The organism is Streptomyces violaceusniger Tu 4113, from assembly GCF_000147815.2.
Lineage (GTDB): Bacteria > Actinomycetota > Actinomycetes > Streptomycetales > Streptomycetaceae > Streptomyces > Streptomyces violaceusniger_A.
In genome coordinates this window covers 6,941,461-6,959,605 of the sequence record NC_015957.1, presented here as the reverse complement: position 1 = coordinate 6,959,605, position 18,145 = coordinate 6,941,461, and the positions used below count along the sequence as shown (strand labels likewise).

Annotated in this window: 17 protein-coding genes; 7 read left to right on the top strand and 10 right to left on the bottom strand. The window is 70.8% G+C overall.

The window, feature by feature from the left end:
* Window positions 1-43 precede the first annotated feature (43 nt).
* The 3 genes from STRVI_RS28275 to STRVI_RS28265 all read right to left on the bottom strand — a co-directional run bounded on the left by STRVI_RS28275 (window position 44) and on the right by STRVI_RS28265 (window position 3,118).
* A complete protein-coding gene (locus STRVI_RS28275; RefSeq protein ID WP_014059049.1) occupies window positions 44-853 on the bottom strand; it encodes an N-acyl homoserine lactonase family protein in 810 nt (269 codons plus the stop codon).
* Between the two features lie 88 nt (window positions 854-941).
* Window positions 942-2,294, bottom strand: a complete 1,353-nt coding sequence (locus STRVI_RS28270; protein WP_014059048.1) for an MFS transporter — start codon at window positions 2,292-2,294, stop codon at window positions 942-944.
* 50 nt (window positions 2,295-2,344) lie between these two features.
* Window positions 2,345-3,118, bottom strand: coding sequence for an SDR family oxidoreductase (locus STRVI_RS28265; protein WP_014059047.1), 774 nt, complete (start codon window positions 3,116-3,118; stop codon window positions 2,345-2,347).
* Between the two features lie 183 nt (window positions 3,119-3,301).
* On the opposite strand from STRVI_RS28265, the gene STRVI_RS28260 reads away from it, so the two are divergent.
* A complete protein-coding gene (locus STRVI_RS28260) occupies window positions 3,302-4,597 on the top strand; it encodes an alpha-hydroxy acid oxidase (RefSeq protein WP_050993768.1) in 1,296 nt (431 codons plus the stop codon).
* Window positions 4,598-4,702: 105 nt separating this feature from the next.
* On the opposite strand, the gene STRVI_RS28255 is transcribed toward STRVI_RS28260, so the two are convergent.
* The gene (locus STRVI_RS28255) at window positions 4,703-6,139 is read right to left on the bottom strand and encodes an aldehyde dehydrogenase (NADP(+)) (protein ID WP_014059045.1); all 1,437 of its coding nucleotides are present in this window, start codon (window positions 6,137-6,139) and stop codon (window positions 4,703-4,705) included.
* Between the two features lie 195 nt (window positions 6,140-6,334).
* Here STRVI_RS28255 and STRVI_RS28250 point away from each other — a divergent pair, with 195 nt between their 5' ends.
* Together STRVI_RS28250 and STRVI_RS28245 are read left to right on the top strand one after the other, a co-directional pair.
* Window positions 6,335-7,444: a zinc-binding dehydrogenase gene (locus tag STRVI_RS28250; protein WP_014059044.1), complete on the top strand. Its 1,110-nt coding sequence runs from the start codon at window positions 6,335-6,337 to the stop codon at window positions 7,442-7,444.
* 10 nt (window positions 7,445-7,454) lie between these two features.
* The gene (locus STRVI_RS28245; RefSeq protein ID WP_014059043.1) at window positions 7,455-8,246 is read left to right on the top strand and encodes a 2-keto-4-pentenoate hydratase; all 792 of its coding nucleotides are present in this window, start codon (window positions 7,455-7,457) and stop codon (window positions 8,244-8,246) included.
* 781 nt (window positions 8,247-9,027) lie between these two features.
* Here STRVI_RS28245 and STRVI_RS28240 read toward each other — a convergent pair.
* A complete protein-coding gene (locus tag STRVI_RS28240; RefSeq protein WP_014059042.1) occupies window positions 9,028-9,798 on the bottom strand; it encodes an NADPH-dependent F420 reductase in 771 nt (256 codons plus the stop codon).
* Between the two features lie 187 nt (window positions 9,799-9,985).
* On the opposite strand from STRVI_RS28240, the gene STRVI_RS28235 reads away from it, so the two are divergent.
* Both STRVI_RS28235 and STRVI_RS28230 read left to right on the top strand, forming a co-directional pair.
* Window positions 9,986-10,660 (top strand): TetR/AcrR family transcriptional regulator, encoded by a 675-nt coding sequence (locus STRVI_RS28235; protein ID WP_014059041.1) that lies wholly within the window; start codon window positions 9,986-9,988, stop codon window positions 10,658-10,660.
* Window positions 10,661-10,737: 77 nt separating this feature from the next.
* Window positions 10,738-11,511: an IclR family transcriptional regulator gene (locus STRVI_RS28230; RefSeq protein WP_014059040.1), complete on the top strand. Its 774-nt coding sequence runs from the start codon at window positions 10,738-10,740 to the stop codon at window positions 11,509-11,511.
* Between the two features lie 59 nt (window positions 11,512-11,570).
* On the opposite strand, the gene STRVI_RS28225 is transcribed toward STRVI_RS28230, so the two are convergent.
* Window positions 11,571-12,548, bottom strand: a complete 978-nt coding sequence (locus STRVI_RS28225) for an aldo/keto reductase (RefSeq protein ID WP_014059039.1) — start codon at window positions 12,546-12,548, stop codon at window positions 11,571-11,573.
* Between the two features lie 194 nt (window positions 12,549-12,742).
* Entirely contained in the window at window positions 12,743-13,777 is a 1,035-nt protein-coding gene (locus tag STRVI_RS28220; protein WP_014059038.1) for a zinc-binding dehydrogenase, read from the bottom strand.
* A 232-nt stretch (window positions 13,778-14,009) separates the two neighbouring features.
* On the opposite strand from STRVI_RS28220, the gene STRVI_RS28215 reads away from it, so the two are divergent.
* Window positions 14,010-14,903 carry a helix-turn-helix transcriptional regulator gene (locus STRVI_RS28215; protein ID WP_014059037.1) on the top strand — a complete coding sequence of 298 codons (894 nt, stop codon included), beginning with the start codon at window positions 14,010-14,012 and terminating at the stop codon, window positions 14,901-14,903.
* Between the two features lie 101 nt (window positions 14,904-15,004).
* Complete coding sequence (locus STRVI_RS28210) at window positions 15,005-15,391, top strand: hypothetical protein (RefSeq protein ID WP_014059036.1); 387 nt, start codon at window positions 15,005-15,007, stop codon at window positions 15,389-15,391.
* A 93-nt stretch (window positions 15,392-15,484) separates the two neighbouring features.
* Here STRVI_RS28210 and STRVI_RS28205 read toward each other — a convergent pair whose 3' ends face one another.
* The 3 genes from STRVI_RS28205 to STRVI_RS28195 form a co-directional block, all read right to left on the bottom strand.
* A complete protein-coding gene (locus tag STRVI_RS28205; protein WP_014059035.1) occupies window positions 15,485-16,117 on the bottom strand; it encodes a DUF305 domain-containing protein in 633 nt (210 codons plus the stop codon).
* Between the two features lie 108 nt (window positions 16,118-16,225).
* Window positions 16,226-17,176: a DUF1996 domain-containing protein gene (locus tag STRVI_RS28200; RefSeq protein WP_014059034.1), complete on the bottom strand. Its 951-nt coding sequence runs from the start codon at window positions 17,174-17,176 to the stop codon at window positions 16,226-16,228.
* A gap of 235 nt (window positions 17,177-17,411) precedes the next feature.
* Window positions 17,412-17,915: a DUF2165 domain-containing protein gene (locus STRVI_RS28195; RefSeq protein WP_063644301.1), complete on the bottom strand. Its 504-nt coding sequence runs from the start codon at window positions 17,913-17,915 to the stop codon at window positions 17,412-17,414.
* Between the last annotated feature and the right edge of the window lie 230 nt (window positions 17,916-18,145).

The window sequence follows — 18,145 nt, the reverse complement described above, 5'->3', positions numbered from 1 at the left end:
GGCGCGGCGAACGGTACCGGAGCGCCGGCCGGGACCCGGACGATCAGGCGTAGAAGCCGCTGGGGGCGAGCCGCATCGAGCGCAACTGCTCGGCGTCGTGGCCGAAGACGACGGTGGCGTCCGACTGCTCGGCGATGCCGCGGAGCTTCTCCACCGAGCCGTACCAGGCGGACAGATCGTTGACGATGGCGGCGGGGGTGGCCGGCGGCCCGTAGGAGTCACCCATATAGACGGCGTCCGAGGTGAAGAGCATGGTCCCGGTCTCCGGCAGTTCGACCTTCATCGCCATGGTGCCGGGGGTGTGCCCGGGGGCCTCGATGAGGGTGACGCCGGGCAGGATCTCGGTGTCGCCGCTGACGGTGTCGAAATCACACGCCGCGTAGTCCGCCTTGAGATGGGCACCGTTGAAGGCGCCGTCGAAGCCGAAGGCGAACTCCTTCTCCCTCTCGTGGCACACCAGCTTCGCGCCGGTGCCGGTGAACATGCCGATGTTCCCGGCGTGGTCGAAGTGCAGATGGGACAGGACCAGGTAGTCGATGTCCTGCGGTTGGACGCCGAGCTGGCCGAGCCGCGCGTCGAGATACTCCTCGTCGCTCACCCGGTCGTAGGGGAAGTACTCCTGCAGACCGGTCGGGGCCCAGCGGGTCTCCCAGTCGCGGGGACAGCTTGTGTCCCACAGCAGGGTGCCCCCGGGGGTTTCCACGAGGACGCAGTGGGTGGTGCAGGAGTACCACTCGGGCGGCCGCTGGTGCTCGGTGCGCGTCCGCATCGTACGGCCGGCCTTGAGCAGCAGCCACGTCAGATCGCAGCTCATCGCTCCGCAGCTCAGTACGTGGACTTTGTTGGCGGTCATGGAGCTTCACCTCCGGTCGGGGGACATACGGGTCGGTCGGTGTGAGTTGGGCAGGGCAGTGGGCGGGCGGGGGAGGGGATTCCCCGGCTCAGGTGTCGTGGTGGGGGTGCAGATCGCGGCCCCGGGATTCCCGGACGATCAGCGCGCAGACCAGCCCGATCAGTGCCGCTCCCGCCCAGATGGCGGCGATCGGCCACGAGGCGCCGTCGGCCGCGTTGACGAGTGCGCCCGCCACGAGCGGCACGAACCCGGCCACGACACCGCCGAGTTGATAGCCGATCGACGTACCGGTGTACCGGACGTTCGCGGGGAACAGTTCCGCGTACAGCGCCGCGGTGGGCGCGTACATCCCCGCGTGCGCCACGGCGAGCGCGAGCAGCATGGCCAGCCAGGCGAGCCCCGTCTGCCCGGTCGCCAGCAGCCAGAAGAACGGGAAGGCGAGAACGGCCGTGAACGCGGCGGCGCTCAGGAACACGGGCCGCCGGCCCCATCGGTCCGACAGCGCGCCGAAGCAGGGCACCGTCAGCGCCTCGGCCACCGCCGCGATGAGCATCCCGGTCAGCAGCACACTCCGCGAGAGACCAAGGTGGGATGAGCCGTAGGACAGCACGAAAACCGAGACGATGTAGAAGGGGACACCGGCCGAGACATACATGCCGACGGTGAGGGCGATCGCCTTCCCGTGGTGGCGGAACGCCTCCATGGCCGGCATCTTGCGCGCCCGCCCCGACGCCTTCACCTGGACGAACGTCTGTGTCTCGGTGATGCGCGAACGGAGGAACAGTCCGACCGCGATCAGCACGATGCTGAGCAGGAAGGGGATGCGCCAGCCCCAGGCGAGGAGGTCGTCATCGGGCAGCGTGGAGACCGCCGCGAACACGGTCGACGAGAGCACCAGCCCCAGCGGCACACCCATCTGCGGCAGGCTCCCGTAGAAGCCGCGCCGGTCCCGTGGCGAGGACTCCACGACCATGGTCACCGCGCCGCCCCACTCACCGCCGACCGCGAAGCCCTGGAGGAAGCGCAGCGTGACCAGCAGGATGGGCGCCCAGATGCCGATGGTCTGGAAGCCCGGCAGCAGGCCGACGATGACGGTCGCCGCGCCCATCAGGAACAGCGTGAGCATGAGCGCGTTCTTGCGCCCCACGCGGTCCCCGAAGTGACCGAAGATCACTCCGCCGAGCGGGCGGGCGATGAAGCCGACCGCGAAGGTGGCGAACGCGGCCAGCGTGCCGGCCGCCGGTGAGAAGTCGGGAAAGAACTCCGTGCCGAAGACCAGTGCCGCGGCGAGGCCGTAGATGTAGAAGTCGTACCACTCGATCGTGGTGCCGATCATGCCCGCCAGGGCCGTTCGGCGGATGGCGGAGGCGGCCCGGGGAGCCACGGGGGACTGGCCGGCTCTGGCGTCGGTTGCTGTGTCGGTGACGGGAATATGGCTCATGCGGCTGCGCTGCTCTCGTCTGGGGGAGTCGGGTGAACTTGTCGACCGCGTCAGAGAGTTGGCACCATGCCGCCGTCACACCGCAGGGCACTGCCCGTGACGTACGCGGCCTGGGTGCTGCACAGAAACGCGGCGACGGCGCCGAACTCAGCGGGGTCGCCGTAGCGCCCGGCCGGGATCGTGGCCTTGGACGCGGCCTCGACCTCGTCCAGTGACTGGCCGGTGCGCTGGGCGGCGGCCTCGTCGATCTGCCGGGCGCGCGGGGTGGCGATGCGCCCGGGAAGCAGGGAGTTGACCGTCACGCCGTGGGCGGCGACTTCGGCGGCGAGGGTTTTGAGGTATCCGGCGAGCGCGGCCCGCCCGAGGTTGGACAGCGAAAGGTTCGGCAGGGGCGCCTGCACGCTCGTCGAGCTGATGCTCAGGATGCGGCCCCACCCCTTCTCGACCATGGCGGGCAGGGTGCCCCGCACCAGGATCTGCTGGGGTGTCACCAGCGTGGCGATGGCCTGCTCGACCCCGGCGGTGTCGATGGCGCGGGCGGGTCCGGGCGTTGGCCCCGGCCCGTTCAGTACGAGGATGTCGAGGTCGCCGACGGCCTCGCGGGCCGCCGTGAGGAGCCGCTCCGCGCCGCCGTCCGCGACCAGGTCGCAGCCCACGCCGACCGCGTTGGGCAGCTCGCCCGCCACCTCCTTGGCCCGTTCGCCCGAGCGGCCCGTGACCACGACGGTGACGCCTTCCTCCGCCAGGGCCCGGGCGGTCGCCCGGCCGAGACCGGAGGTGGACGCACAGATGAGGGCGGTTTTGCCTGCCAGACCGAGTTGCATGGCACCTTCCTATGTCTGAAATATAAGACGCTGTCTCATATACAAACCAGATGGTGCCCACGTGTGCGGCGCACGTCAAGGCTTGACGCCCGCCGAAACGACGAGCGAGACTCCGATTTCTCAGACAGCGTCTGATATCTCGTCGTTCGTCGAACGGCCTTCGACACCCGCACACCGAGAGGCATGACAGTGACCGGCACCCAGCCCCAAGCGGCATCCGCAGCCCCCAAGCGGCCTCGTGTGGCGCGGCAGCGACCCCGGTGGACCGAGCTCCGGGAGGTTCTGCAACTGCGCCGGCCGACCCTCAATCCGGTCGAGCGGCGGCTCGGGGCCGCGCTGACCATCGGCGATCTGCGCGCGGTGGCGGTGCGCACGACCCCGCGTGCGGTGTTCGACTACGTCGACGGCGCGGCCGACGCGGAGCTGACCGCGCGGCGCAGCAGGGCGGCGTTCGCGGCGGTCGAACTCGTGCCGGAGTACCTGTCGCCGGTCGACCATCCGGACCTGTCCACGCGGCTGTTCGGCCGCGAGATCGCGATGCCGCTGATCTTCGCGCCGACCGGTTACACCCGGATGATGCACCACGAGGGTGAGGCGGCGGTCGCGCGCGTGGCCGCCCGCCACGGCCTGCCCTACGCCCTGTCCACCGTGGGCACCTCGACCGTCGAGGACGTCGCCGCGGCGGCTCCCGGCGGCGAACACTGGTTCCAGCTCTACCTGACCCGGAACGAGCGCCTCAACGCGGAGCTTCTCGACCGCGCGCTCGCGGCCGGGTTCACCACCGTGGTCCTCACCGTCGACACACCGGTGGCGGGCCGGCACCCGAAGGACATGCGCAACGGCCTCACGATCCCGCCCTCGCTCACCCTGCGGACGCTGTTCGGGATGGCCCGCTACCCCTCCTGGGCGCTGAACAAGCTGACCACAGCCCCGATCACGTTCGCGTCGCTGAGTGGCATGGGTGGCGGTGTGAGTGGCGTGAGCGGCGACACGATCGACGCCGTGCGGGTCGCCGACGTCGTCTTCGAACCGACGCTGAGCTACGAGCACCTGGCATGGCTGCGCGCCCACTGGCCGTACCGGTTGCTGGTCAAGGGGGTCCTCAGCCCGCGCGACGCGCGCCGCGTCGTCGAGGGGGGCGCGGACGGCGTGATCGTGTCCAACCACGGCGGGCGGCAGCTCGACCGCACACCGGCCACCCTCACGGTGCTGCCCGGGATACGCGAGGAGCTCGGCCCTGACGCCACGGTCATCCTCGACAGCGGTGTCACACACGGTCAGGACATCCTCGCCGCGCGGGCACTCGGGGCGGACGCGGTCATGATCGGCCGGGCCTATCTGTACGGCCTGATGGCCGGTGGCGAGCGGGGCGTGGAGCGTGCCGTCACGATCCTGCGCGAGGAGTACGCACGCAGCCTGCAACTGCTCGGCCTGAAGGCGAGCGATGCCATCGCGCGGCATCACCTCCGCATGCCTTGAGCGGTCGTATGCCGTGAACGGTTCGGGTACGGAAGGGGCCCGCCGGGGGAAGCGGGCCCTTTCCCGTGCGCACGGCCCCTTGGCCGCGTGCGCTGCGGCCCGGCCTCAGGAGGCCCGTTGGGGGATCCCGAGCGGGTTGGCGTCGCGCAGGGCGGGCGGCAGCAGGTGCTGCGGCACGCCCTGATAGGCGACCGGCCGCAGGAACCGGGAGATGGCCTCGGTCCCTACCGAAGTCGTACCCGGCGCGGTGGTGGCCGGGTAGGGGCCGCCGTGCTGCTGGGCATAGGTGACCGACACGCCCGTGGGCCACTGGTTCCAGAGCACACGTCCGGCCTTGGCGGCCAGGAGCCTGATCAACTCCGCTGCGATGGTGTCGTCGTCCTCGCCCTGGATGGACGCGGTCAGTTGTCCGTCGATGACCTTCGCCACGTCGAGCAGTTCGCTCTCCTCCGCGTACTCGACGACCAGCGCGGCCGGTCCGAACACCTCGCGTATGAGCGCCTCGGGGTCACCGAGGAGTTCGGCCGAGGTCGTGCACAGCACCGTCGGCGACGGATCGGCGGCGGCGTGGTCGCCACTCACCACGACCCGCACCCCGGCCGTATCGCGCAACTCCCGCACCGCACTCGCATAGGAGGTCCGGATGCGATCGTTGAGCAACGCCAACGCCTCGCCCGGAACCGCGCCGGGAAGCCGGTCCACCAGCTTGGCCGCGGCCGGGACCAGCAGGATGCCGGGCTTGGTGCAGAACTGTCCGGCGCCGAGCGTGAACGAGCCGGCGAACTCCGAGACGATCTCGGGCCCGCGCCGCTCGGCGGCGGCCTCCGTCACGAACACCGGGTTGACGCTGCCGAGTTCGCCGAAGAACGGTATGGGCTCCGGACGGCCCGTGGCGAGGTCGAAAAGCGTCCGGCCCGCCTCGATCGATCCGGTGAACGCGCCCGCCTTCACCCGCGAGTCCACGATGGCGGCCCGGCCCGCCTCCGTACCGAAGACCACGTCGAAGAGCCCATCGGGTGCGCCCGCGGACCGCAGTGCGTGGTGCACCACCTCCGCCGTGGCGGCCGAGAGCCTGGGGTGGCCGGAGTGGGCCTTGACCACGACCGGGCAGCCCGCCGCGAGCGCCGAGGCGGTGTCCCCGCCCGCCACGCTGAACGCGAACGGGAAGTTGCTCGCGGCGAAGACGACCACGGGACCGAGTGGTTCGAGCACCCGGCGCAGATCGGGCCGCGGGCCCATCGGCCACGCGGGGTCGGCGCGGTCGATCGCGGCCCCGAGGTATTCCCCCCGCGTCACCACCTCGGCGAAGAGCCGTAGCTGGAACACCGTACGGACCATTTCGTTCCGCAGCCGGGGCTGCCCGAGGGACGTCTCCTCGTCCGCGATCGTCACGAGCTTCGGCGCGGCCTCTTCGAGTGCGGAGGCGATGGCCTCGAGAAACGGGGCCCGGTCGGCCGACTGGAGGCGGCTCCACTGCTCGAACGCGTCTGCTGCGGCGTCGAGTTTATGCGCCAGGACCTGTGCATTGGTCGCATCGGTCATCAAGCACGCTCCCTCAATTCGTCTTAAATATGAGACGCAGTCTCAATCTCAAGACACAGTTGCATGCGTCGGCGCACTCGTCAACGCGCTTGACGGCGGCTGAGACGGGCTCACATACTCAACCCGCAAGACAACCCGTAAGACGGCGTCTGAAGTTTCGTACACGGTGATCCGTACACAGTGAGGCGTGGCTCAATGAAGGCAGCAGTACTGCACCGGCCCGGTGCGCCGTTGACCGTCGAGGACGTCGATCTCGACGACCCCGGACCGGGCGAGGTCACCCTCCGCGTGCTCGCCGCCGGCGTGTGCCACAGCGATCTGCACTACATGAACGGCGACCTCAACGTCCGCCTGCCCGCGGTGCTCGGGCATGAAGGGACCGGCATCGTCGAGCGGGTGGGGGAGGGGGTGACCCGGGTCCGCCCCGGCGACACCGTCATCACCTTGTGGCGCCCGCGGTGCGGCGACTGCGAGTTCTGTACGACCGGCCGCCCCGCCCTGTGCGCGCTCGGCCGGGTGCAGGCGGCCTCGGGCGGCCTGCTCGACGGGACCCAGCGGCTGAACCTGAACGGCGAGAAGGTCCACCACCTCATGGGGGTCTCCTGCTTCGCCGAGCAATGCGTCGTCTCGGAACGGTCGGTCCTCACGATCGACCCGGACATCCCTCCGGAGATCGCGGCGATCGCCGGATGCGCCGTGGTGACCGGGGCCGGTGCGGCGCTGAACGTCATGAAGGACGCCACCGGAGAGGGCGTCGTGGTCATCGGCGCCGGTGGCGTCGGGCTCAGTGCGGTGATGGGGCTGCGCCTCGTCGGCGCCGATCCGATCGTCGCGGTCGACACGGTGGACGCCAAGCTGGAGAAGGCACTTGAGCTGGGCGCCAGCCATGCGGTCAACGCCCGTACGCACCGCCTCGCAGAGGAACTCACCAGGATCTCGCCGAAACCGATGGCCTGGTCGCTGGACGCGGTCGGCACGCCTCAGACGCTCGCCCAGGCGGTCGAGGTCGTGGGCACCGGCGGCACCGCCGTCGCCGTCGGCCTCGGCAAGGCGGGCGCCACCGCGGCTGTACCGATCAACCCCCTGGTACAGCAGGAGAAGCGGCTGATCGGCAGCCTCTACGGCTCGGCCAACACACCGGTCGACATCCCCAAGCTCGTCGAACTGTTCAAGACCGGCCGCCTGCCCCTCGACAAGCTGCTCGGGGAACAATACGAACTGTCGGCGATCAACGAGGCTTACGCCGCGCTGTCGCAGGGCGCCACCGGCCGTGCTGTGATCATCCCTGGTCACCAGCGCTCGTAGGGAGAGACCGATGAGGAAGAACCTGACCGCGGACCTGGGCCGACGGCTGTGGCAAGCCGGTAACGAGGCCACCGCGGACGACTCCACCGCGGTCGACGCCGCCGCGGCCGATCAGCTCGATGACCTCGAAATGGCCTACGCCGTCGAGAGCGCGACCCGCGAGCTGGCGATCGCGGCCGGTGGTCGGGTGATCGGCTACAAGGTCGGCCTCACGGCACAGCCCGTGCGGGACACCTTCGGCGCCGACGAGCCCGCCGCGGGCCACCTGCTCGCCGACCGGCTGCTGGGGGACGGCGAACCCCTCGCCACGGCCGGGCTGTTCGCTCCCATGGCGGAGGTGGAGATCGCGTTCATCCTGGGCGAGGCGCTGCCCGGCCCGCAGGTCACCGCGGAGGACGTCCGCAACGCCACCGCCGCGGTCGCACCGGCCTTCGAGATCGTCGACAGCAGGTGGCGCGGCGGCGCGCGAACGCTCCCCATGCTCGTGGCCGACAACACCAACGCCGCTCGCGCGCTGCTGGGGTCCCCGGTCGCCCCACCGGCGTCTGCGGACCTGGTGAAAATCACCGCCACGCTGTCGATCGGCTCCCGGACGGTGCCGGGGAGCGCGACCGCCGTCATGGGCGACCCCGCCGAGGCGGTCGCGTGGCTGGCCCAACACCTGCTGCGCGGCGGACGGCGACTGGAAGCCGGGGACATCGTCCTGAGCGGCACTCTGTGCGCCCCGACGGCGATCAGCGCGGGTGACCGCCTGGTCGCCGACCTCGGCGAGCTGGGCCGGATCGCCCTCGACGTCATCTGACCAACACTGCTTGGGCGGATGGCCGGTACGTCCGGGCCGTCATCCGGCCGTCTCCAGGAGGTGTCCGGCGGACCGTGCCGCCTGCGGCGGGCTGTTCTCCTCCCCGCCCCTTCCCGAACCGGGGCTCTGCCCCGGACCCCGGAGCCCCCGGTATCCGGCAGAGGCGTGCGGGCTGCCCGCTTCGCCGCCCCGTCCGGCGGCATTGATATGCGGCTCCGCCGCCGCCCCAGGCTCCGGGGTCGAGGGGCGAGGCCCCTGGCAACGGGTGCGTGCGGGCTGCCCGCTTCCCCGTCGCGTCCGGCGGCACCGATATGCGGCTCCGCCGCGTGGTGGGGCTCTGTCCCAGGCCCCGACGGGGGGCGAAGCCCCTGCTAATGGGTGCGGGCAGGCGGGCTGTTCCCCCCCCGCCCCTCCTCGCCCCTTCCCGCAACTGGGGTTCTGCCCCAGGCCCCGGGTCCGGGGGCGAAGCCTCTGGCTCGTCTCCCCGCGCCTTCTCGCAGCATCGGTGTGCGGCTCCGCTGCGTGGCGAGGCTCTGCCCCAGACCGGGGGCCCAGGGGGAGGCTCCTGGTATCGGGCAGAGGCGGGCAGGTTGCTCTCCTCCCCGCCCTTTCCCGCGGCATCGATTCGCTGCTCCGCCCCTGGACCCCGGGGTCCAGGGGCGGAGCCCCTGGTATCGGGAAGGGGCGGGGTGGGGAAAGATCCGCCGGACACCCCGTAGCACCCTGGAGCCGACCGGTCTGTGCGCTTGCGCGCCGTCGGCGCCCACAGCCGGGGCCAGGGTCAGCGCATCGCGCGGTCGGCAGGGAGGACGCGGGGCGTCTCGGCCAGCAGGGCGCGCAGTTGGTGCGCGGACAGCGGGGTGCCCGGGTCCTTGGGGGGCAGGGTCTGCATCGGGCGGCCCGCCCTGATCTCCTCGCTCATCGTGGCCACGAATTCCTTCAACGCGTCGGTGTCGGCGTAATAAGGCGCCACGTAAGCCGCGGTCTCCGGCTCGAAGCGCCAGCTCTCGGCCAGGGGGCCCGCGTCGACGGTGTCGAAGCCCAGCCGGTCGATGAGGGCGGCGGCGCTCGCCTTCGCCTCCGGGTCGTCGCCGGCGATCGGCAGCGCGGAGCGGTCGGCGGCTCCCGCGGGGCGGGCGAGCGCCGGGATGTGCCCGTCGGCGATGTTGTTGAACGCCTTGACGAGCTTCGCGCCGGTCAGGTGCTTCTGGATGAGTTCGCTCGTGGTGGTCTCGCCCGAGTCGAGCACCTCGAAGTCCCCGTCGCGGAACGGGTAGTAGTTGATCGTGTCGAGCACGACCTTGCCCGCCAGCGCGGCCGCCGGAAGCTGCTGGTAGGGGGTCAGCGGGATGCTCACCACGACCCAGTCGCCCGCTCGGGCCGCCTCCTCGGGCGTCGCGGCCCGGGCGCGCTCCCCGAGCTCCGCGACCGTCTCGGTCAGGGTCTGGGGCCCGCGGGAATTGGACAGGACGACGTCGATCCCCGCCGCGATCGCGAGCCGGGCGATCTTCGTGCCGATGCGACCGCTGCCGATGAAGCCAAGTGTTGCCATGGAAGGAGGTCTCCTCATCTGACGGACCGGTGGTCCGCCGGCGGTTCTGTCTGGGAGCCGGGCTCGGGCGGGAGCAGGCGTGCGGAGGTCTGGGCCTCTCGCGCCACCAAACCGGAGCGAGTGCTCCCCTTGAAGGTAACACAACCGGAGCGAGCGCTCCGCAAAGGCCGCTTGTACGCTGAATGCCGTGACCAGCGCCGACCAGTCCACGCCCACGCAACCCCCGGCAACGCAGCCCCCGGCCAAGCGCGCCCGCCGGGCGGACGCCGAGCGCAACCGCGCCGCGATCATCGAGGCGGCCGGGGTGGTCTTCGCCGAACGGGGCGGCACGGTCGACGTCCGCGAGATCGCCCGGCGCAGCGGCGTCGGCATGGGCACGCTCTACCGCCACTTCCCGACCAAGGACGACCTGCTCGCCACCGTCCTGGAGCGGGAGTTCACCTGCTGGCTCACCGCCGCCCACGAGGCGGCGGAGGCGACCGAAGACCCCTGGGAGGCCCTGACCGGCTTCTTCGAGCAGACCCTCACGCATCAGGCCCGCAACCGCGCCATGGTCGAGAGCTACGCCGCCACCGGCGCCCCCTCGCGCGCGTGTGCCCAGTACCGCGACGCCTTCATCGACGAACTGCGCACCCGCTGCCTGAACGCCGGCCTCCTGCGCGCCGGTGTCACCACCGCCGACCTGGTCCTGCTCAGCGCATCCCTGAGTCAGATCGTCCAGGCGACCGGAGACAGCCACCCCGGCCAGTGGCGCCGCCTGCTCCGTATCTCCCTCGACGGCCTCCGTGCCCGCAACGCCGAGCCACTGCCCGAGCCCGAGTCCGATCCGGCACCCCACGGGGACGCACCCGCGAACGACTGACCGGCCACCTTGTCTCGCACACCTCGGCGTCTGATATTTTGGACGTCGTCTGTTGGTAGGTGTGCTGGGAGGACATCGTGGCGCGACTCACCGCTCCGGCCCTGCGCCGGGGCCTGGACATCCTGGAGCTGCTCGTCGACCAGGACGAGGGGCTGCGGGTTCCGGAAATCACCCAGCACCTCGGCCTGCCCCGTGCCACCACGCACGAGCTCGTCAACACGCTGGCCGACCGGGGCTATGTGACCGTCTCCAAGGAGACCGGACGCGTCGCGATAGGGCTCAACGCCCTGCGGCTCGGCGCCGGTTACGAGCGCGGGCTCGACCTCGCCACGGTGGGCCGGGAGTGTGCCGGCGAGGTGGCGCGGGCATGCGGCGAAACGGTCCAGGTGGTCGTACGGGACGGCAAATATGCGGTGTTCATCGTGCGCATCGACAGCAAGTACTCGGTCCGGTTGGTGTCGCAGGTGGGCAGCCGGCTGCTCGCGTCCTGCACCGCGGGCGGAAAGGCGCTGCTGAGCGCCCTGCCGGCCCGGGAGCTCGATGAGCTGTTCCCGAACGGCAAGGCGCTGCAGCAGATGACGTCGAACAGCATCTCCACGCGGAAGCGGCTGCTGGCCGAGGTCGAAGAGGCCCGCGAGCGCGGCTGGACCGAGGAGTACTGCGAGTCCAATGACCACGCGGCCTGTGTCGCCGCGCCGGTGTACGACCGGCTCGGCAACTGCGTGGCGGCCATGAGCATCTCGGTACCGACCCCGCGGTGGGGCGACGCGGAGAAGGAGCACTACGTCGAGTTGGTCCTCGATGGGGCACGGGCGATGGCCCAACGCCTCGGAGCGAGCGTGCCGTCGTAAATCCCCCCGAGGTGGCGCGGTACCGACTCGTCACCCGGGGCGGTCGCCCGGGTGAGGTCTCAGCGTTCCAGCATCCGCATACCGGCCTCGGTGTGGGTGTCTCCGACGGCCGGGGGCAGGCTGGAGAGCCTGGCCAGGACCTCCGGGGTCAGCCGGAGGCGATCGGCGGCGGTGTTCTCCGCCACGCGGGACACGCGCTTGGTGCCGGGGATGGGCGCGATGTCGTCGCCCTGGGCGAGCAGCCAGGCGAGGGCGACCTGGGCCGGTGTGGCGCCCGCCTCGGCGGCGATGGCCTGGACCTCGTCGGCGAGACGCAGATTGCGCTGGAAGTTCTCGCCGGTGAAGCGGGGGTTGCCGCGCCGGAAGTCGCCTTCCTCGAAGTCGGCCTCGTCGCGGACGGTGCCGGTGAGGAAGCCGTGCCCCAGCGGTGAGAACGGGACCAGGCCGATGCCCAGCTCACGCAGCACCGGCAGGACGCGCTCTTCCAGTCCCCGGGTCCACAGCGAGTACTCGGACTGCACCGCGGTGATGGGGTGGACGGCGTGGGCGCGACGGATCGTGTCCGGCCCCGCCTCGGACAGGCCAATATGCCGCACCTTGCCCTCGGCGACCAGCTCGGCCACGGCCCCGACGGTCTCCTCGATGGGGGTGTCGGGGTCGACCCGGTGCTGGTAGTACAGGTCGATGTGGTCGGTGCCCAGCCGTTTCAGCGACCCTTCGACGGCGGTGCGGATGTTGGCCGGGCTGGAGTCGAGATTCCACGGACCCGCCCCGGAGTGGGCGATCATGCCGAACTTGGTGGCCAGCACCACCTGATCGCGTCGGCCCTTCAGGGCCTGGCCGAGGAGCTCCTCGTTGATGTAGGGGCCGTAGATCTCCGCGGTGTCGATGAGGGTGACGCCCAGCTCCAGCGCCCGGTGGACGGTGCGGATGGACTCCGCGTCGTCCGTTCCGGCGCCGGTGAGGCCGTGGGACATGCCCATCGCTCCCAGACCGATACGGGAAACCTCCAGGTCACCCAGGTTGATGTACTTCATCGGTGGTCACTTCTCCTGATACGTGTCGTCGGATCGGCCGGACGCCCGCGGCCGAGCGTTGTGTCGCGTGGCACCCGCCGGGCGTGGCCGCGCGTCGTGTGGCGCCCGCCGGGCGTGGCCGCGCGTCGTGTGGCGCCCGCCGGGCGTGGCTGCCGCCCTCGGCAGGCGGGCGCCCGCGAGGAGCGCCGGGAGGGTCACGGGCGGATGAGGACCTTCAGGGCCTCGCGGTCGTTCATCGCCCGGTAGCCGTCGGCGACGTCCTCCAGGCTCAGCGTGCGGTCGAAGACCCGGCCGGGCCGGATCGAGCCGTCGAGGATGTGCGGCATCAGCTCCTCGATGTAGGCGCGGGCCGGGGCGACGCCACCGGTGAGGGTGATGTTGCGCATGAAGTCGCCGAACCCGAACGCGACATCGCTGTACTGCGGTGCTCCGACACGGCTGATCGTGCCGCCGTCGCGGACCACGCCGAAGCTCTGCACCAGCGCGTCCCTCAGGCCCACGCATTCCAGGACCTTACGGGTGCCCTCGCCGCCGGTCAGGTCACGCACCCGGGCGATGCCCTCCTCGCCGCGCTCGGCCACCACATCGGTGGCTCCGAAGTCACGGCCCAGATCGGTGCGCCGGGTGTGCCGGCCCATCAGGATGATCTGCTCGGCGCCCCGCAGCCTGGCGGCGATCACGGCCGCCAGGCCCACGGCGCCGTCGCCGACGACGGTGACGCTGTCGCCGCGCTCGACACCGGCGGTACGGGTCGCGTGGTAGCCGGTGCACAGGATGTCGGACAGGGTCAGCAGATCCGGCAGCAGCTCGGAGTCCTCACCGACCGGCAGCTTCACCAGGGTGCCGTCGGCGTACGGGACCCGCGCGATCTCCCCCTGGCCGCCGTCGACACCGTTCACGCCCCACTGCCCGCCGTGCACACAGGAGGTCTGCAAACCGTCGCGGCAGTACCCGCAGGTGTTGTCGGCCCACATGAACGGGGCCACCACCAGGTCACCGGGGACGAGGCCGCGCACCTCGGAGCCGGTCTCCTCGACGACGCCCAGGAACTCATGGCCCATGTGGCGGGGGGTGTCGGTGTGCGGCAGCGACTTGAAGGGCCACAGGTCGCTGCCGCAGATGCAGGACAGCACGATCCGCACGACCGCGTCGGTGGGGTTCTGGATCTTCGGGTCGGCGACGTCCTCGACGCGTACGTCGTCGGCCGCGTACAGCAGGGTGGCGCGCATGGGCGCAGCTCCTCGATATGTGGGCGGGATGGTGGAAGGGAGCCGCCAGTGGCGGCGCCGGACCGCTCGACCGTCTTCCGGGCCCAGGAGGCCGGTCGGCGCGACACCATCGAGCCTGCCGCCTCGCGCCCGCTTCAGGCAGGCCGAGGTATGCGGGGGAGCGGCCAGCGGGGGTGTGACAGGACCCCCCTCACCGGGCGTGTTCCGGTGGAGGCGGGGAGACACTGGCCCTATGGCACCCGAGCAGCACAGCGGCGGCGAGGAACTGGGGCGCTTCCTGCGCGCCCGCCGCACCCAGACCAGCCCCCAGGCCGCCGGCCTCACCCCGGGGCCCGGTATCCGCCGCACCCCCGGCCTGCGCCGCGAGGAGCTGGCCACCCTCGCCGGGGTCAGCATCGACTACTACACCCGTCTGGAACGCGGCAAGGAAACCCGCCCCAGCCCCGCCGTGGTCGATGCCCTCGGGCGCGCCCTGCAGCTCGACGACGCCGAGCACCAGCACCTGCGCGAGCTGGCCGTCCGCGCCGCCCGCTACGCACCCAAGCCCGCCCCGGCCCCCAGCCGCACCGTGCGCCCCCACCTGAAGCTGCTGCTGGAAACGGTGCGCCCGAACCCCGCGTACATCCTCAGCCGCAGTATGGACATCCTCGCCCACAACCCCGGCGGCCTCGCCCTCTACGCCGGCATCGCCGACTGGCCCGTCAAGCAGCGCAACCTCGCCCGCTACCTCTTCCTCCACCCCGCGGCCCATGAGGTCTTCCCCGACTGGGAGAACCAGATCCGCGGCTGCGTCGCCCGCCTGCGCGCCCTGGCCGGCACCGACCCCGACGCCCCTGACCTCACCACGCTCGTCGGCGAACTGCTCCTCAAGAGCCCCGACTTCGCGGGCCTGTGGGAGCGTTACGAGGTCACCGGCCGCAAGCACACCGCCAAGACCTTCCAGCACCCCCACGTCGGCAAGATCACCCTCGTCTTTCAGGGCATGGCACTCGAAGGCACTCCCGGCCACCGCATGGGCGTCTACACGGCCGAACCCGGTACCCCGGACCACGACGCCATGCTCCTGCTCGACATGACCGCCACGCCCGCCGAGCCACGGCCCTCCGCCTCCGAACAGAAGCGCTGACCGGCCGATGCGGATGGCGGCACTGAGGGTGACGCGGTGAGATTCGCCGGCGTTCGCCGGACTTTCCGGCCAGTTCGCTGGCGCATCTGGACGCCTGTACGTTGCTCGACGGCAAGGCGCTGGAGAAGGTGGCCGGGATCGACGCCCGGGAGCCGGACGTCGGATTCGGCCGCTGGGACTGCCAGTGGAAGAGCATCACCAACGAGTTCGAAGTGGACTTGCGCTTCGACCAGGGCGACCTGCCGCGCGACAAGAACGCCCGGTCGACCAAGCTCGGCGACAATCACCAGGCCATCGTTCTGCCGGAGGACGAGGGCCCCGGGAGCTGCCGCGTCGAGGTGGTCCATCGTGACTACACCGGCCTGGACCGGGTGAAGGGGACCGAGCGGGTGGCCCTGGTCATCAAGGGTGCGGGCCCCAAGGGCCGGCCCTGCGAACTGGCCACCGACCTCGCCGGCTCGGCCGCCGCCGCGCTACCGCCCGCCTGAATCGCGACCGTCGACGGCCTGAAGCGTGATCGTCGACAACCGGATCGGTCGCCGTGGACAGCAGGAACGGCCGCTGTGCGTCCGCGACGGGGGTCAGCAGCAGGTGGAGGCCGCCTTGGGGAGACGGGCGCGCCAGGTGAGCGATGTCTTCTCCACCCTCCCGGCCAGCCTCTTCGCGGCCGGATCGGCGCCGGCCGAGCGCTGCGAGTGGGCGATTTTCGCCGCCTGGTCGAGGTGTTCGCGCATGGCCGCGTGGAAGAGCGTGTCGAAGGCGGCGCCCTTGGTGCCCTTGATGGTGCGCAGTTCGTCCTCGGTCACCGTGCCGGGCATGTCGTGCCCCTGGTGCGGATTGGTGTCGGGGACCCCCGCTCGGGCGAGCAGTTTCCGTAGCTGGACGAGTTCGTCGCGGTAGGCGGTGGCCACCGGTTTCGCCCACTTCTGCACCCTGGCGTCGGAAGCGTGGTCCGGGACCAGGTCCAGCAGGAGGGTCGCCTGGTCGTCCATCGCGATCATTAGCTGGATCCAGCCGATATCGGTGGAGTTGAAGGTCCCCGACGTCGCCTGCCCGCTCGGGGACCGCGTGGCGGGGTGCCGCGCGGCCGACGTCGACCGCGGCTCGCGCGGCGGTGTCCCGCTGCCGTCGCCGCATCCAGCGGTGAGCAGCGTGGCGGCGGCGAGCAGGACCGCTACGGACGCCGCGCGCCGTGTGACGGTTGCCGTTGTCATGTCGACTCCCCTCGTCCGACATGGGCGGAGCCCCGGGTGACGGGACTCCGCCCACAGGCACGGCGGTGTCGCCCTGCCGGGCCACGTGGCCTGCCTTCCGCTGCTCCGTCAGGGACGGCCGTCGGCACCGCACTTGACGATCACGTTGATGCAGTCACGCACCCGCCGGGCCATCTCGTCCTCGGGCCAGGCGTTGAAGAAGTCACCGTGCATGGTGTATCCGGCACCCGACGCCAGCGTGAAGCGTGAGGGGTCGCCGCTGACCGGGTAGCGGAGCACCTGGCGCAGCTTCGGCACGGCGACCGGGTGGGTGGCCGGGCACTGGCCGCCGACCGGGTAGGCCATGTGGCTCTTGTGGTCGGGGGAGTCCAAGTCCTTGCCGTTCCAGCACTGGGGGAAGTCGAGGTAGGACTCCAGCATCGAGCCGGCTGGGCAGTTCACGAAGTCCTTGGAGGGATTGACCTCTCCGTGGTGCAGGCAGGACCAGCGTGCGATGGACGTGGGGTCGCCGACCCCGGTTGCCTTTGCGTTGCCCGCCACGATCCGCAGCCCGAGGGGGAGCGGCTTGATGGTGGCGATCACATCGTCGCGCACACCTTCACCGAGGTAATAGAAGGTGGTGCCGGTGGGTTCGACCTCTTTGCCGTTGTCGTAGAGGGTCGGGGTCCAGTACGACGACAGGTCGACGGTCGGACTGCAACTGGTCCTGCCCCTCTGCAGGGCGGCCAGATCGGTGCGCGCGTTGGTCGAGTCGTTCCCGAAGAAGCTATGCATATGGGACGCGCCGGGGAGCCCCGGGAACACGATCGGGTCGTCCGGCAGCCGGTGGGTGAACGGGCACTCGGCGACGAACTCCGCTACGCGCACCGGTGCGTTGGCGCTCCGCGGGCTCGACACCGCGCCCGCCTTGTCGGTGGCGCGCAGATCGGCACGCGCACTGGCCGGGCCGATGGAGAGCAGGGACAGGACGAGACCGAGGGCGGCGAGGACGACGCCCGGACCTCGCCAGCGGCCGAGGACACGCCGTAAGGGCGGGAAGCGCCGGGGGGTAGGGGACATGACTCTCCTTTCCGTGCACGCACGGAAGAGCGAAAAGAGCGGGAGAGAGCCCAGCGGTGTGGTCACACGGGGCTGCCGAGAGAGCGCTCTCTCGGAGCGATGCTGCGGACGCTAGAGGTGGCCCACGTCACTGTCAAGCGTCCGCGGCAAGGAGGGTCAAGAGCCCGCTATTAAGGAGGGTCGTCAAGAGCCTGCGGCAGCGTGGAGACTGCCGCCGTCTTCGGCGTCCGCTCGGTCAGTCCTCGGAGCCCGGATCGGTGCGCTCGGCAGAGGCCGAGGGCAGCAGATGAATGAGCAGCAGAACGATCCCGGAGATCATGAACACGCGCGTGGCGGCCTCCAGGCCATTCCACTTCTCCGACTGCCACATGGCGAACCATTCGCCGCCGATGCCGATGAACCCGGCGCCGAACAGCAGCATCAGCATCAACAGCCCCACGGTGCCGGCCTGACGGGCGCGGCGGACACGGTCTCCGGGCGGACCCGCGAACCACATGGCCGTCGCGGCGAGGAGGACAAGAGCGGCGAGGGTCTCCCAGGCGATGATGGCGACATAGGCGGTGTCCTGGAGCGCGGTGGAGTCGATGGCCCGCCACATCAGGTCTTCGTCCTTGAACGTGGTGTCCATCGCCAGGACATGCCGCACGAACTGCTGGTTGCTGTCGAAGTCGGTGATGTTCCCGAAGGCGACGAGCGTGACGTACAACGCGATCGTCCCGGTGAGCACCCCCGAGGTCATCGAGTAGATACGGGGTGAACGTATTCTGCCGGTTCGCTCTGCCACGATGACCTCTGTCTCCCGTTGGATCCCGCTGACCATGAAGCGTGCGGGAGCCGTAGCGTACAACTGACTGGATCAGGGCGAGTGGTGGACGCCGTACGGCTGCCGAGCCGAGCCGACGGCGGGGAGACGCGGGTCACATGCGTCCATGTCACAGGGGGTCGGGCTACCACGTCTCGGGGGTGTAG

Coding starts and splice junctions, on each gene's coding strand:
- STRVI_RS28260 (WP_050993768.1), top strand. CDS start 3,302: ATGACAGTGACCGGCACCCAGCCCCAAGCGGCATCCGCAGCCCCCAAG.
- STRVI_RS28195 (WP_063644301.1), bottom strand. CDS start 17,915: ATGACCTCGGGGGTGCTCACCGGGACGATCGCGTTGTACGTCACGCTC.
- STRVI_RS28225 (WP_014059039.1), bottom strand. CDS start 12,548: ATGAAGTACATCAACCTGGGTGACCTGGAGGTTTCCCGTATCGGTCTG.
- STRVI_RS28270 (WP_014059048.1), bottom strand. CDS start 2,294: ATGAGCCATATTCCCGTCACCGACACAGCAACCGACGCCAGAGCCGGC.
- STRVI_RS28220 (WP_014059038.1), bottom strand. CDS start 13,777: ATGCGCGCCACCCTGCTGTACGCGGCCGACGACGTACGCGTCGAGGAC.
- STRVI_RS28200 (WP_014059034.1), bottom strand. CDS start 17,176: ATGTCCCCTACCCCCCGGCGCTTCCCGCCCTTACGGCGTGTCCTCGGC.
- STRVI_RS28205 (WP_014059035.1), bottom strand. CDS start 16,117: ATGACAACGGCAACCGTCACACGGCGCGCGGCGTCCGTAGCGGTCCTG.
- STRVI_RS28215 (WP_014059037.1), top strand. CDS start 14,010: ATGGCACCCGAGCAGCACAGCGGCGGCGAGGAACTGGGGCGCTTCCTG.
- STRVI_RS28245 (WP_014059043.1), top strand. CDS start 7,455: ATGAGGAAGAACCTGACCGCGGACCTGGGCCGACGGCTGTGGCAAGCC.
- STRVI_RS28255 (WP_014059045.1), bottom strand. CDS start 6,139: ATGACCGATGCGACCAATGCACAGGTCCTGGCGCATAAACTCGACGCC.
- STRVI_RS28265 (WP_014059047.1), bottom strand. CDS start 3,118: ATGCAACTCGGTCTGGCAGGCAAAACCGCCCTCATCTGTGCGTCCACC.
- STRVI_RS28250 (WP_014059044.1), top strand. CDS start 6,335: ATGAAGGCAGCAGTACTGCACCGGCCCGGTGCGCCGTTGACCGTCGAG.
- STRVI_RS28275 (WP_014059049.1), bottom strand. CDS start 853: ATGACCGCCAACAAAGTCCACGTACTGAGCTGCGGAGCGATGAGCTGC.
- STRVI_RS28240 (WP_014059042.1), bottom strand. CDS start 9,798: ATGGCAACACTTGGCTTCATCGGCAGCGGTCGCATCGGCACGAAGATC.